This window comes from Mesorhizobium sp. ES1-3 (assembly GCF_020164795.1).
Classification (GTDB): Bacteria; Pseudomonadota; Alphaproteobacteria; order Rhizobiales; family Rhizobiaceae; genus Mesorhizobium.
The window spans coordinates 136,085-148,809 of the sequence record NZ_JAIUGW010000012.1 but is presented as its reverse complement, the minus strand read 5'-3'; the positions used below and the strand labels follow the sequence as shown (position 1 = coordinate 148,809).

General features: G+C 63.9%; 15 protein-coding genes. 4 read left to right on the top strand and 11 right to left on the bottom strand.

The features are described 5' to 3' along the window. Positions 1-71: 71 nt before the first annotated feature. A complete protein-coding gene (locus LB536_RS18220; protein ID WP_224595166.1) occupies positions 72-557 on the top strand; it encodes a MarR family winged helix-turn-helix transcriptional regulator in 486 nt (161 codons plus the stop codon). A gap of 53 nt (positions 558-610) precedes the next feature. Here LB536_RS18220 and LB536_RS18215 read toward each other — a convergent pair whose 3' ends face one another. Genes LB536_RS18215 through LB536_RS18195 form a run of 5 tightly spaced genes read right to left on the bottom strand, consistent with a single transcriptional unit; the run spans position 611 to position 3,733 of the window. Then, positions 611-1,297, bottom strand: a complete 687-nt coding sequence (locus tag LB536_RS18215) for a hypothetical protein (RefSeq protein WP_224595164.1) — start codon at positions 1,295-1,297, stop codon at positions 611-613. A gap of 23 nt (positions 1,298-1,320) precedes the next feature. After that, positions 1,321-1,746, bottom strand: coding sequence for a DUF1178 family protein (locus LB536_RS18210; RefSeq protein WP_140809385.1), 426 nt, complete (start codon positions 1,744-1,746; stop codon positions 1,321-1,323). Next, the gene (locus LB536_RS18205; RefSeq protein ID WP_224595159.1) at positions 1,743-2,603 is read right to left on the bottom strand and encodes a carbon-nitrogen hydrolase family protein; all 861 of its coding nucleotides are present in this window, start codon (positions 2,601-2,603) and stop codon (positions 1,743-1,745) included. Before LB536_RS18205 ends, LB536_RS18210 begins: the two co-directional genes overlap by 4 nt. A 10-nt stretch (positions 2,604-2,613) precedes the next feature. Next, the gene (grxC, locus tag LB536_RS18200; RefSeq protein ID WP_224595156.1) at positions 2,614-2,883 is read right to left on the bottom strand and encodes a glutaredoxin 3; all 270 of its coding nucleotides are present in this window, start codon (positions 2,881-2,883) and stop codon (positions 2,614-2,616) included. Between the two features lie 25 nt (positions 2,884-2,908). After that, positions 2,909-3,733, bottom strand: a complete 825-nt coding sequence (locus tag LB536_RS18195; protein ID WP_140754208.1) for a ComF family protein — start codon at positions 3,731-3,733, stop codon at positions 2,909-2,911. A 65-nt stretch (positions 3,734-3,798) separates the two neighbouring features. On the opposite strand from LB536_RS18195, the gene LB536_RS18190 reads away from it, so the two are divergent. Further along, the gene (locus LB536_RS18190) at positions 3,799-4,671 is read left to right on the top strand and encodes a methyltransferase domain-containing protein (RefSeq protein WP_224595155.1); all 873 of its coding nucleotides are present in this window, start codon (positions 3,799-3,801) and stop codon (positions 4,669-4,671) included. A 20-nt stretch (positions 4,672-4,691) separates the two neighbouring features. Here the strand turns inward: LB536_RS18190 and LB536_RS18185 are convergent, their stop codons facing one another. The 5 genes from LB536_RS18185 to argJ form a co-directional block, all read right to left on the bottom strand. After that, positions 4,692-4,871, bottom strand: coding sequence for a Flp family type IVb pilin (locus LB536_RS18185; protein ID WP_140754212.1), 180 nt, complete (start codon positions 4,869-4,871; stop codon positions 4,692-4,694). Positions 4,872-4,981: 110 nt separating this feature from the next. Continuing rightward, the gene (locus tag LB536_RS18180) at positions 4,982-5,296 is read right to left on the bottom strand and encodes a hypothetical protein (protein WP_224595153.1); all 315 of its coding nucleotides are present in this window, start codon (positions 5,294-5,296) and stop codon (positions 4,982-4,984) included. Positions 5,297-5,413: 117 nt separating this feature from the next. Beyond that, positions 5,414-5,836, bottom strand: a complete 423-nt coding sequence (locus LB536_RS18175) for a (deoxy)nucleoside triphosphate pyrophosphohydrolase (RefSeq protein WP_224595151.1) — start codon at positions 5,834-5,836, stop codon at positions 5,414-5,416. Continuing rightward, on the bottom strand, positions 5,829-6,581 hold the full coding sequence (locus tag LB536_RS18170) for a GNAT family N-acetyltransferase (RefSeq protein ID WP_224595202.1): 753 nt from the start codon (positions 6,579-6,581) through the stop codon (positions 5,829-5,831). The genes LB536_RS18175 and LB536_RS18170 overlap by 8 nt, the downstream gene beginning before the upstream one ends. Positions 6,582-6,610: 29 nt before the next feature. Then, positions 6,611-7,852, bottom strand: a complete 1,242-nt coding sequence (gene argJ / locus LB536_RS18165; RefSeq protein ID WP_224595149.1) for a bifunctional glutamate N-acetyltransferase/amino-acid acetyltransferase ArgJ — start codon at positions 7,850-7,852, stop codon at positions 6,611-6,613. 275 nt (positions 7,853-8,127) lie between these two features. Here argJ and LB536_RS18160 point away from each other — a divergent pair, with 275 nt between their 5' ends. Then, entirely contained in the window at positions 8,128-8,727 is a 600-nt protein-coding gene (locus LB536_RS18160) for a TetR/AcrR family transcriptional regulator (RefSeq protein WP_140754220.1), read from the top strand. Between the two features lie 76 nt (positions 8,728-8,803). On the opposite strand, the gene LB536_RS18155 is transcribed toward LB536_RS18160, so the two are convergent. After that, a complete protein-coding gene (locus LB536_RS18155; protein WP_140809403.1) occupies positions 8,804-9,730 on the bottom strand; it encodes a peptidylprolyl isomerase in 927 nt (308 codons plus the stop codon). Positions 9,731-9,990: 260 nt separating this feature from the next. Between LB536_RS18155 and secA the strand changes: the two genes are divergently transcribed. Beyond that, positions 9,991-12,723, top strand: a complete 2,733-nt coding sequence (gene secA / locus LB536_RS18150) for a preprotein translocase subunit SecA (RefSeq protein WP_224595146.1) — start codon at positions 9,991-9,993, stop codon at positions 12,721-12,723. Positions 12,724-12,725: the final 2 nt, after the last annotated feature.

Sequence of the window (12,725 nt, the reverse complement as noted above, 5' to 3'; positions counted from 1 at the left end):
TGGCGATCACTCTAACTTGAAGTAAGATAGCGTAAAGATTCTTAACGTCAAGATACTTTGTGGTGAGGCACATGGACCGTGCGGCGAGAGCGATAGAGCAATGGCGGAAGGAGCGGCCGGACCTCGACGTCACGCCGATGGCGGTGATCGGGCGCTTGAACGAGGTCTCCTCGCTGATCGCGCGCGAGCGCCTTGCGCCGCTCTTTGCCCGTTTCGGACTGCAGGCCGGAGAGTTCGATGTGCTGGCGACGCTGCGCCGCTCTGGCTCGCCTTACGCGCTGACCCCGACAGCGCTTTATGAGGCGACGATGGTCACCTCCGGCGCCATGACCAACAGGCTGGATCGGCTCGAAGCATCCGGATTGATCCAGCGCGCGCCACACCCCAACGACCGGCGCGGCATCGTCGTTCGGCTAACCGAAAAAGGCCTCGCACTGATCGACGAGGCTGTCACCGCCCATGTGGCGAACGAGCACGAAGTCCTCGCGGGCTTGACGCAGGCGGAACAAGAAACGCTCGCAAACCTGCTGAAGAAATTGATAGGCAGTGTAAGCTAACCAATTAGTTTGTCGGCTGCTACGAGGACGGACGCCCAGCCGGAAGGTAGGTTTCAGTTGCGGGGATCAGGTGGACTCGCAGCCTCGTGCTGTTTCAATCTTCGCAAGTGCCGCCAGCGGTGAAACGAAACTACCCGATCGTTGAGCCAAGCCGGCCCGCCAAGGTAAAGGAGAGCCTTCCGTTGGCCCTCGAAATAACGTTCCGCCATCGCTGCGTCGGACAAGCCAGAAAGGCTATTCAATTTCATCTCGGCCCGTTGATCAATATCCGCCCCGCTCGGTAGTTTCCTGGCAAATGCCATTTCCCGACGGATGCAAACCTGTTCCACTCTGGTGCGCAGTTCTTCCTGATAGCCGATACCACACCGCCCAAGACGCGCATGCGTCGCCTCATGCACGATGGTTGATGCAATCCGTTCCGGTGTCGTCCCCTGGTTGAGAACAAAGCGCTCGTCCAGTTCGCAAGTCGAGGTGGCCTGTTGGTAGCGCCCTACCCAACCCGCAATCGTCAACACCCAGATTCGATTGAGGTCGTGGTGCATCCGTTTATAGCGAATAGGGTCGAAGTCGCTAATGAGCTTGAGCGCAGCAGCAACTTTGTTTATCTTTTTGCTTTCCTCATCACCGGTATAAACGACCAGCAATCCATCGATCGAGCGCTTGTCGCACAGCTTGAACGATAGCCAATTCGCAAAGCGTCGGACTATGCTTCGCCCCTGCTGCGGCTTGGACTTCTTCATCCGAGGCAAAGCTCCCTTGGATTTCAGTGCCGGTCCTCCGGAAACACCGGAATCGGCATGAAATCGACGCCGTCCTCGGCAAGGCCCTTGGCCTCTTCCAGCGTCGCCTCGCCATAGATGCCGCGCGCATCGGTTTCGCCGAAATGAATCTTGCGGGCTTCCTCGGCGAACTTGTCGCCGACATAGTCGGCATTCTCGCGCACCTTCTCGGCCATCGCCTTCAGTTGCGCCATGGCCTGCTTCTGCGCCTCGCCCATTGCAAGGGCTATGGTTTCCTGTTTGCGGGCCGTGGAAACGGCCGGCGCCATCAGGGCCTTCTCAACCTTGTGCGAGCCGCAGCTTGGGCAATCGACAAAGCCGCGCTTCTTTTGCGTATCGAAATCGTCATTGCTGCGAAACCAGCCCTCGAACTGGTGCTCGTTTTCGCAGATGAGGGAAAAACGGATCAAGAGGCGGCACCCCTGAGACGCGGCGCCTCGCCGGTATTGATGGTGAAATCCCGCGCATTTTTCAAATTGGGGATCTTCTTGCGCGCGGCAATCGACTGCGCCGGGTCGATCTCGGCAACGATCACGGCAGGCTCGTCATGCGCGGCTTCCGCGATGATGCGGCCCCACGGATCGACGATCAGCGAATGCCCATAGGTCTCGCGGCCGTCCTCATGCAGGCCACCCTGCGCGGCGGCGACGACAAAGGCGCCGTTCTCGATGGCGCGCGCTCTCAGCAGCACGTGCCAGTGCGCCTCGCCGGTCTGGCGGGTGAAGGCGGCGGGCACGGAAAGCAGGTCGGCGCCGGCCATCGCCTCGGCGCGGAACAATTGCGGAAAACGCAGGTCGTAGCAGACGGCAAAGCCGAGCTTCGCGCCCCCGATCCCGGTGACGACGGCCTCCGTGCCGGGCTCGTAGGCGGCCGATTCACGCCAGCTCTCGCCATTGTCGAGATCGACGTCGAACATGTGGATCTTGTCGTAGCCCGCGAGCGTCGCGCCATCGGGCCCGAACAGGAGCGCGCGGTTGGCGAGTTTGCCGTCGGCGCGCAGGATCGCGGTCGAGCCGATATGCAGGAACACGCCGAGTTCGCGCGCCAGCTTGCGGGCGGTCGCGACGACGATGTCCTTGTCTTCGGAGGTGAAGGACGCGGCGCGCGCTTGCCTGTCGCGGATCAGCGCGCCGGTCATCTCCGGCGTCTGGATATAGGTCGCGCCCTGGCCGGCCGCCTCGCGCACCAGCCGCTCCATGTCGGCCGCATTGCGCTCGGGGCTCTCGCCCGAACGCATCTGCACTGCCGCCGCCTTGAAAACACTCATTGTCATACCCTCAAATCGACGAACCGTTGGCGAGCAGTTTGTCCAGTCGGCCTTCTGCCTCCAGTTCGTGGAGGTCGTCGCAGCCGCCGACATGCGTGTCGCCGATGAAAATCTGCGGAAAGGTCGTGCGCCCGTGAGCCCGCGACATCATCTCCTGGCGCAGTTCCGGTGAGAAGGAAGCGTCGTGCTCGGTATAGGTAACACCCTTGCGCTCCAGCAGCCGCTTGGCCGCCGTGCAGTAGCCGCACATCATGCGCGTATAGATCGTTACATCGACCATGACGAATTCCGCTTCCGTTGCCGACTTATATAGTCGCGGACTCGTCCGCCCGGAAGTCCCCCGGCAACACGCGGGCAAAGGTCAGCACGTCGACGGCGGCGGCGCCTCCCCTTTTCAGCGCCTTGGTGGCGGCACGCACGGTGGCGCCGGTGGTGTAGACATCGTCGATCAGAAGCACCCGGCGGCCGGCAATCTCGATCTCGGCTTCGGCGGGCACGCGAAAGGCGGCACGCACATTCTCCTCGCGCTCCTGCCGCTCCAGTCCAACCTGCTGGCGCGTGAGTTTGACACGACGCATGGCGGAAGGCGCGAAAGACAGCCCGCTGAGCTCGCAAACCGCGCGCGCCAGTTCCGCCGATTGGTTGAACCGCCGCCTGAAAAAACGGCGCCAATGCAGCGGCACAGGCACCACCACATCCGCGTCGGCGATAAGGTCGGCGCCCACGCGGACCATCCACCGCGCCATCCAGGGAGCGAGATCCGTGCGGTCCTGGTATTTCAACCCTTGCACCATCTGGCGGGCAACACCGGAATAGGCGACCGCTGCCCGCGCCCGTTCGAAGGGCGGCGGATCGGCGATCGCCTCCGCCGACAGAAAACCCTCGCCCATGTGGTGGGTGAACGGCGTGCCCATTACCGGGCACCAGGGCCGCTCCAGCAGCCGCAGCTTCGGCCAGCAGGCGCCGCACAGCACGCCGGGCTGCGAGACCTGCCGGCGGCAACCGGCGCAGACCGGTGGAAACAGGATCCTCGCTGGCCAGCCCAAAACCGAGCGAGCTGCCGACCGGGCTGCCGATCCAGCCAGCTTCCTGATCTCGTCGGACTTGATCTTGGGCATCGGATCGGCCACGTGGTTGGTTTCTCGTCGCCACTATACGAACCATATCAGGGCGCGGACATACAAGGACCCATCCCTTGCAGCCTATAATGGATACCTCTCTGTGGCTGGCGCACAAGCGGCGCGCGCTGATCCATCCGGTTGACGGTGCCGACTTCCTCATGCATCGCGCCGCCGAGGACCTTGCCGACCGGCTGGGCGCCGTCGAGCGCAGGTTCGCCAAGGCGGCGGTGCTGTTTTGCCAAACCTCGGCCGCGGCCGACGTCCTTGCGCGGAGCGGCAAGGTAGCGGACATCGCCCGTGTCGAGATGGACGCGGCTTTCCTGAATGGTGCCGCCGGTTTGATTGCACCGCTGGAGACCGTGCCGTTCGAGCCGCAGGGTCTCGATCTGGTGGTGTCACTTTTGTCGCTGCAGACGATGAACGACATCCCGGGCATGCTGATCCAGATCCGCCGCGCCCTGCGGCCGGACGGACTTTTCCTGGGCGCCTTCGCAGGCGCCGGCACGCTTTCGGAACTGCGCGAAAGCCTGCTTGCCGCGGAAACCGATATCTACGGTGGCGCCAGCCCGCGCGTCATCCCGTTCACCGATGTGCGCGACGCCGGCGCACTGCTGCAGCGCGCCGGTTTCGCGCTGCCGGTCGCCGACGTCGAGACGGTGACCGTGCGCTATGCCAACCTGTTTGGGCTTATGGCCGATTTGCGTGCCATGGGCGAAACCACCGCGCTTGCCGATCGCAGCCGGCGGCCAGGCTCACGCAGGTTGTTTGCCCGCGCCGCGGAAATCTACGCCGAACGCTTTTCCGATCCCGATGGTCGCATCAGGGCAAGCTTCTCGATTGTCTGGATGTCAGGCTGGGCGCCCGACGCGTCGCAGCAAAAGCCGCTGAAACCCGGTTCGGCCAAGGTTTCGCTAAAGACTATATTGGAGGATCCTGAAGGACATTGACCCGTTCGCGGGCACTAGCTCTAGGGGGCGAAGGCGTTGGCAAGTCTGCTGGAATCGTCGCTGAACAGCCAGGTAATCGAATTGAAGACCTGGCTGATACCGCCGATGATCGTCAGCGACAACACGCAGACAATCAGGCCGTATTCGACGGCCGTGGCGCCGTTTTCGTCCTTCAGAAAGCGCAGCAGCACTGTTTTCATCACTCAATTCCCTCTTGCCGCGACCTTACCGCCGATCTGTTAAGAAAGGTTAACGGCAAAGGCTTAACAGGCGATGAAATCGCCGCCTTTCGGAAATGTCTTAACCTTTGTCAGCAGTCGCCACTGCGTTTGCCATCGGAGCGGATAATACAGACCCCATCGGGCGCGGCCTGCAGCACGCTGCGGCGCACTGTATAGGTGCCGCGATGGCTGATCGAACCGGTGGCCGCCATGTCGAGGCCGGGGAAATCATCGCGGGCCGTTTGCGAACGCGTCTGGCTGTCGAGGAAAGGGGTCGCGATCAGCGCCAGCGCCACCGCCGCCGATCCGAACAGCAGCGTGACGCGCAGGACCCCCATGCCAGCATCGGCGGCACGAAAACCGCGGTCGGGCCGGATCGAATCCCAATCCCTGTCCAGGCTCATTCTATCGCTCCCCAACGAATGGCGGCTGCCGCACGAAAACGGCCATGCATCAATTTTTCATGATGAGATAAATCTTCCATTAACGCTGGCCGATATGGACCGTGGTCCGGTCAGACCTCAAAGAAGATCGATGAGGAACGGGATCAATGGCGCATCGGCCGGCGGCATCGGATAGTCGCGCATCTGTTTGGGCCGCACCCATTTCAGCGCCTGCCCTTCCCGCGGCTGGGCGATGCCGCGGAAGCGGCGGCAGACGAATAGCGGCATCAGCAGATGGAAGTCGTCATAGGAATGGCTTGCGAAGGTCAGCGGCGCCAGGCAGGGAACCTCGGTTTCGATGCCGATCTCCTCATGCAGTTCACGGATGAGGCATTGTTCCGGCGTCTCGCCGGCTTCGACCTTGCCGCCGGGAAACTCCCACAGGCCGGCAAGTTGTTTGCCTTGCGGTCGCTGTGCCAGCAGCACGCGGCCGTCGGCATCGACCAGCGCGCATGCGGCGACCAGGAGCAGGCGCTTGCCGCCGGATGCCAGATCATTCATGTTCGGACGGCCGGCGGTAATGATAGCGATAGACTTCCTCGAAGCCGAGCGCGTGGTAGAGTGCCAGCGCAGGCGCGTTACCGGCCTCGACCTGCAGCCAGGCTTCCCGCGCGCCGCGCAGCCTCGCCCATTTCAGCGCCGACAGGATCAGGTTGCGGCCGTGGCCCTTGTTGCGCGCCGCCTTGTCGGTGGCGATCTCGAACAGGCCGGCGAGATCGCCGTCATGCACGCAGATCAGCGTCGCCAGCGGCTCCGCTCCATCCTCCAGTGCGAACAGCCCGGCCTCGGGCTGGATAGCGCCGATGATCTCCGACAGGCCCGGCCGCAGCGATACATCCGAGCCGCTGACCTTGAGCGATGCGCCGATGAAGCGGCTGATGTCCTTGAGCGGAATCTGGTCCATGGCGGCGTCGAGCTGCGCGTCGGCCAACTGCAGCCGCATGACGAGCGATTCGTCAAACCGGCTCCAGCCCTCCTTGTCGAGATGGCTGGCAAGGTCGGGCCCGGAGAGTGGCGACATGCGGAACGTCAGCGGCCGGCCGTACGCGTCGAAACGGCGGCCCGCGCGACCGATGCGGTCGGCCATGTGCTGTATGTCGCCGGGATCGAGCGGATTGACCGAATTCAGCCGCTTTGCCGGATGGCCGGCGGTCAGGCGCACCACCCAGGTGCCGTCATAGTGGACGGCGGCCGCGGGCCAGGCGCGAAAGCCGGCCGCCTCGTAGCGGCGCACGGTCGCGAGCATGCTTGCCGGATGGCGCGAAACCAAGGCGATCAGCTCCGATAGTCGCCATTGATGGCGACATATTCCTTGGTGAGATCGCAGGTCCACACCGTCGCCTTGCCGCGGCCGATGCCGATATCGGCGCGGATGCGGATGTCATCGCGCTTCATGTAGGCCGAGGTCGCGGCCTCAGAATACGCGGGATCGCGCTCGCCCTCATGCGCCAGTCTGTTGTCGCCGAACCAGATCGACAGAAGGTCGCGGTCGGCGGGCTCGCCGGCCTTGCCGACGGCCATGACGACGCGGCCCCAATTGGCGTCCTCGCCGGCGACCGCCGTCTTGACCAGCGGCGAATTGGCGATCGACAGCGCGATGCGCTTGGCCGAACGGGCTGACTTGGCCCCGGTGACGGTGACCTCGACCTGCTTGCGGGCACCCTCACCGTCGCGCACCACTTGCAGCGCCAGCGATTTCAGCACCTTGCCGAGCGCCCGGCGGAACTGACCAAGGCGGGCATCTCTGGGATCGGTGATTTCAGGCGCGCCGCGCTTTGCCGCCTTGCCGGTGGCGAACAACAGCAGCGTGTCGCTGGTCGAGGTGTCGCTGTCGACGGTCACCGCATTGAATGTCTTGGCCGTGCCCCGCGACAGCAGGTCCTGCAGGACCGGTGCTGCGATCGGCGCGTCGGTGGCGATGAAGGAGAGCATCGTCGCCATGTCGGGCGCGATCATGCCCGCGCCCTTGGAAATGCCGTTGATGGTGACATCGGCATCGCCGAGCTTGACCGTCTGCGTCGCCACCTTCGGATAGGTATCGGTGGTCATGATGGCCTTTGCCGCCTCGGTCCACAGGTCCGGCTTGCCGTCACTGACCAGCCCTGCGAGCAGATGGCTGAACTTGGTTGTGTCGAGCGGCTCGCCGATGACACCGGTCGAGGCCAGGAAAACCTCGCCTGGCGTGCAGCCGACGGCCTTTGCAGCGGCTTCGCCCGTCATCGCGGTGGATTCGCGGCCTTTCTTGCCGGTGAAGGCGTTGGCGTTGCCGGAATTGACGACCAGCACCCGCGCCTTGCCGGCGCCAAGGTTCTGCCGGCAGAAATCGACCGGCGCCGAGGGGCATTTCGACTTGGTGAACACGCCGGCGACCGCGGTGCCGGCGTCGAACACCATGGCCAGCAGGTCCGTGCGGTTCTTGTACTTTATTCCCGCCTCGGCGGTGGCGATGCGCACCCCCTCGATTTCAGGCATCTTGGGGTATTTCTTCGGCGCGAGCGGCGAAATCGTTGTGGACATGGGACCTCGGGCGGGAAAATCGCAAGGGGAAGGCCGGTTTGCCCGATACGGCGCGCCGGTGCAAGCGCGTTTTCGTCGCTCCCGCCAGGGGCCAACCCGTTCAGGATGAAGCTTGCATTTCAAATCCGTTGGCGTCGCCGGGGTCCGTGGCGCTATGATCCTCCCATGTAACGGCCACCGCCTGATCACGGCGGCGCGCTACGTCAAAAACGGGTCGTTTCGTTTCATCGCCGGATCACTTATCATGCCGGCGAATTGAAACGAGGACCACAGGAATGGCCGAGGAGGCGGACACGGCGCGCAAATCGATCGGTGCGCGGCGCAATCCCGACAGCGCGGACGCCATTCTGGAGGCCGCCGAGGCCGTCCTCGTCGAAGCCGGTTATGCCGGTTTTTCGATCGAGGCGGTGGCGCGGCGCGCGCGGGCCGGCAAGCCGACCATATACCGCTGGTGGCCGAGCAAGGCGGCATTGCTGCTTGAGGTCTACCAGCGCCAGAAGCGCGTCGACGTGCCCGATACGGGAAAACTGGAAGAGGATCTCGTCGGCTTCCTGATGAACCTTTTCACGCACTGGCGCGAGACATCGTCGGGCAGCGTGTTCAGGTCGCTGATTGCCGAGGCGCAGTCGGATGAAACCGCGGCCAAAGCCCTTGCCGATTATGCCGGAGGACGCCGGACCCACACCGGCCAGATCATCGAGCGCGCCAAGGCAAGGGGCGAGATCGCCAGCGACATCGATCCGGGCGTGGTCGCCGACCTCGTGGCGTCCTACGCCTGGCGGCATCTCCTGACCAACCGGATCGACGAGTCCGAAGCGACGATCCGCAAGGTGGTCCGCTACCTCCTGCAAGGCATAGCGGCACCCGACAGGTAGGCATCGCTGGCACGTGCCAACGAAGAAGGGCGCGGCGCCTTTTGGCTGCCGCGCCCTTCTTTCGAGCCGTTCGGGCTTACTTGGCGCTTTCCAGCGCGTCGACGGTCTTCTTCAATTTGGCGTCGGGGATCTCGACCTTGGCGCCGGCGCGCAGCGACTTGACCAGCGCGAAATACTTGTCGCGGATGACAGCCTGCTTGGCTTGGTCCTTGACGTCGTCGAAGGCCGGCGGCTGCTTGGCGCGCTTGTCCTCGAGCTTGATGACATGCCAGCCGAACTGCGACTGCACCGGCTGCTCGGTGTACTTGCCGACATCGAGCGCGAACGCCGCCTTGTCGAATTCCGGCACCATCTGGCCAGGTCCGAACCAGCCGAGGTCGCCGCCATTGCTCTTGCCGCTCGGATCTGAGGTGTGTTCGTTGGCAAGCTTCTGGAAGTCGGCGCCGCCATCGAGCTGCTTGATGATCGCCTCGGCCTCTTCCTTCGTCTTCACGAGGATGTGACGGGCATGCACCTCGTTTACCGGCGGCGTGTTGGCGATTTCCTGGTCGTAGCGGGCGCGAACCTCGGCGTCGGTGACTTTGTCGACGACGCCCTTCTCGACCATTTCGCCATGCAGCGCGCGCTGCTGCAGGAAAGCCATGCGGCGCTGGAAGTCGGGATCCTTGTCGAGGCCAGTGGCGACCGCCTGGGCGGCCATGACGCGGATTTCGATTGCCGCCGAAAGGGCCGCCGCGCGGCGCTGTTCGGCCGGCAACTGCGCGAACTGCTGCGACAGTTCACCTTCGGCGAGCACCAGATCGGCTTCGGTCAAGGGCTGGCCGTTGACGGTGGCGACCACGGCATTCGGGTCGACCGGCGCCGCGGCGGGTGCCGCCGCATCCGCCGGGGCGGCCGGTGCGGGAGCGGTCTCCTGCGCCATCGACGGCGACAGGCAAAGAGCCGACAGGCCGAGGACCAGGCCAAGGCTGGCAAGCGACGCACGGCTGAACAACAAGGACATAAGGATGACTCCGGTGAGGGATTGTAAGGAGGCGGCTTCCAGATCAGCCAGATTGTGGCGGAATTTGGCGCGACCGGCAGGGCCAGCGCGGCGTTGACATCAGTTGAGCCCCCTCTTATCTGTCCATCGACTTGGCGTCCAGAACCGTTTTCCGGGCGCTTTTTGTGTTTGCCCGTATTCAGGCGGTGCATTCACGTGGATGTGATGGGGCCGGCCGGCGCCTGTCTCAAGATTGAGAATTCTATCGAAAGGACCATTGGATGGTCAGTCTCGGCGGTCTCGCCCGTAAGGTTTTCGGCTCCTCCAACGACCGTCGGGTCAAATCGACCCGCCCCCGCGTCGAGGCGATCAACGCCATGGAAGACGAGATGCGGGCGCTCTCCGACGCCGAGCTTGCCGGCCGCACGGAAAAATTCCGCCAGGACATCGCCAACGGCGCCAGCCTTGACGACCTGCTGATCCCGGCCTTCGCAACCGCCCGCGAAGCGGCGCGCCGCGTGCTTGGCATGCGCCCCTTCGACGTCCAGTTGATCGGCGGCATGGTGCTGCACAATGGCGGCATCGCCGAGATGCGCACCGGCGAGGGCAAGACCCTGGTCGCGACGCTGCCGGTCTATCTCAACGCGCTCGCCGGCAACGGCGTCCATGTCGTGACCGTCAACGACTACCTCGCCACTCGCGACTCCGAATGGATGGGCCGCGTCTACAAGTTCCTCGGCCTTTCGGTCGGCGTCATCGTCCACGGCCTGTCGGACGAGGAGCGCCGCGTCGCCTACGCCTCCGACGTCACCTATGCCACCAACAACGAGCTCGGCTTCGACTATCTGCGCGACAACATGAAGTATGAGCGCGCCCAGATGGTGCAGCGCGGTCATAATTACGCGATCGTCGACGAGGTCGATTCCATCCTGGTCGATGAGGCGCGCACGCCGCTGATCATTTCCGGTCCGCTCGAAGACCGTTCGGAAATGTACAACACCATCGACACCTTCATCATCCAGCTGCAGCCGCAGGATTATGAGATCGACGAGAAGCAGAAGACCTCGATCTTCACCGAGGAAGGCACCGAGAAGCTCGAGAACATGCTGCGAGATGCCGACCTGCTCAAGGGCGAGTCGCTCTACGACGTCGAGAACGTCGCCATCGTCCATCACGTCAACAACGCGCTGAAGGCGCATCGGCTGTTCCAACGCGACAAGGACTATATCGTGCGCAACGGCGAGATCGTCATCATCGACGAATTCACCGGCCGCATGATGCCCGGCCGCCGCTATTCGGAAGGCCTGCACCAGGCGCTCGAAGCCAAGGAGCACGTGGCGATCCAGCCGGAGAACCAGACGCTCGCCTCCGTCACCTTCCAGAACTATTTCCGCCTCTACAAGAAGCTTTCCGGCATGACGGGCACGGCGCTGACCGAGGCCGAGGAATTCGGCAACATCTACGGTCTCGAAGTCACCGAGATCCCGACCAACCTGCCCGTTATCCGCAAGGACGAGGACGACGAGGTCTACCGGACGGTCGAGGAGAAGTACAAGGCCATCGTCAGGGAGATCCGCGAAGCCAGCGCCAAGGGCCAGCCGACATTGGTCGGCACGACCTCGATCGAAAAGTCCGAGCAGCTGGCCGAGCGCCTGCGCAAGGAAGGTTTCAGCGATTTCGAGGTGCTGAACGCCCGCCACCACGAGCGCGAGGCGGCGATCGTCGCCCAGGCCGGCAAGCCTGGCGCCATCACCATCGCCACCAACATGGCCGGCCGCGGCACCGACATCAAGCTCGGCGGCAATGCCGAGATGCGCATCGCCGAGGAACTGGGGGACATGCCCGAAGGTCCCGAGCGCGAGGCGCGCGAACAGGAAATCAATGCGGACGTCGAGCGCTTGAAGGAAAAGGCGCTGGCCGCCGGCGGCCTTTACGTGCTCGCCACCGAGCGCCATGAATCGCGCCGCATCGACAATCAGCTCAGAGGCCGTTCCGGCCGCCAGGGCGACCCCGGCCGCTCGAAATTCTTCCTGTCGCTGCAGGACGACCTGATGCGCATCTTCGGCTCCGAGCGCATGGACGGCATGCTGCAGAAGCTCGGCCTCAAGGAAGACGAGGCCATCATCCATCCCTGGATCAACAAGGCGCTGGAAAAGGCGCAGAAGAAGGTCGAGGCGCGCAACTTCGACATCCGCAAGAACCTGCTGAAATATGACGACGTTTCCAACGACCAGCGCAAGGTGGTGTTCGAGCAGCGCATCGAACTGATGGACGGCGAAGGCCTGTCGGAAACCATCGCCGAGATGCGCGAAGGCGTCATCGACGAGATCGTCGCCAAGGCCATTCCCGAAAACGCCTATGCCGAGCAATGGGACGTCGCGGGCCTGAAGGCCGAGGTCGCCGAATTCCTCAATCTCGACCTGCCGGTCGAGGACTGGGCGAAGGAAGAAGGCATCGCCGAGGACGACATCCGCGAGCGCATCGCCGCCGCCGCCGCCGACGCCGCCAAGGAACGCGCCGACCGTTTCGGCCCCGAGGTGATGACCTATGTCGAGCGCTCGGTGGTGTTGCAGACGCTCGACCATCTGTGGCGCGAGCACATCGTCAATCTCGATCATCTGCGCTCGGTGGTCGGCTTCCGCGGCTACGCCCAGCGCGATCCGCTGCAGGAATACAAGGGCGAGGCGTTCGAGCTGTTCCAGGCGATGCTCGGCAATCTGCGCCAGGCCGTCACCGCGCAGCTGATGCGCGTCGAACTCGTCCGCCAGGCCGCCGAAGCCCCGCCGCCGGAAGCGCCCGACATGTTCGGCAGCCACATCGACGGCACCACCGGCGAGAATGATTTCGAAGGCGGCGAGACCGCCCTGTTGGTCCGTCCGGAGCAGAATGTCATCGTCGCCCCCGAAGATCGCGACCCGAACAACCCCGCCACCTGGGGCAAGGTCGGCCGCAACGAGGCTTGCCCCTGCGGCTCCGGCAAGAAATACAAGCACTGCCACGGCGCGTTCGCGTAACG

Excerpts from the sequence above, each read along its gene's own strand:
- LB536_RS18185 (WP_140754212.1), bottom strand. The coding sequence starts at position 4,871 with ATGAAAACAGTGCTGCTGCGCTTTCTGAAGGACGAAAACGGCGCCACG.
- LB536_RS18155 (WP_140809403.1), bottom strand. The coding sequence starts at position 9,730 with ATGTCCTTGTTGTTCAGCCGTGCGTCGCTTGCCAGCCTTGGCCTGGTC.
- secA (WP_224595146.1), top strand. The coding sequence starts at position 9,991 with ATGGTCAGTCTCGGCGGTCTCGCCCGTAAGGTTTTCGGCTCCTCCAAC.
- LB536_RS18170 (WP_224595202.1), bottom strand. The coding sequence starts at position 6,581 with ATGCTCGCGACCGTGCGCCGCTACGAGGCGGCCGGCTTTCGCGCCTGG.
- LB536_RS18175 (WP_224595151.1), bottom strand. The coding sequence starts at position 5,836 with ATGAATGATCTGGCATCCGGCGGCAAGCGCCTGCTCCTGGTCGCCGCA.
- LB536_RS18205 (WP_224595159.1), bottom strand. The coding sequence starts at position 2,603 with ATGAGTGTTTTCAAGGCGGCGGCAGTGCAGATGCGTTCGGGCGAGAGC.
- LB536_RS18180 (WP_224595153.1), bottom strand. The coding sequence starts at position 5,296 with ATGAGCCTGGACAGGGATTGGGATTCGATCCGGCCCGACCGCGGTTTT.
- LB536_RS18160 (WP_140754220.1), top strand. The coding sequence starts at position 8,128 with ATGGCCGAGGAGGCGGACACGGCGCGCAAATCGATCGGTGCGCGGCGC.
- LB536_RS18220 (WP_224595166.1), top strand. The coding sequence starts at position 72 with ATGGACCGTGCGGCGAGAGCGATAGAGCAATGGCGGAAGGAGCGGCCG.
- argJ (WP_224595149.1), bottom strand. The coding sequence starts at position 7,852 with ATGTCCACAACGATTTCGCCGCTCGCGCCGAAGAAATACCCCAAGATG.
- grxC (WP_224595156.1), bottom strand. The coding sequence starts at position 2,883 with ATGGTCGATGTAACGATCTATACGCGCATGATGTGCGGCTACTGCACG.
- LB536_RS18215 (WP_224595164.1), bottom strand. The coding sequence starts at position 1,297 with ATGAAGAAGTCCAAGCCGCAGCAGGGGCGAAGCATAGTCCGACGCTTT.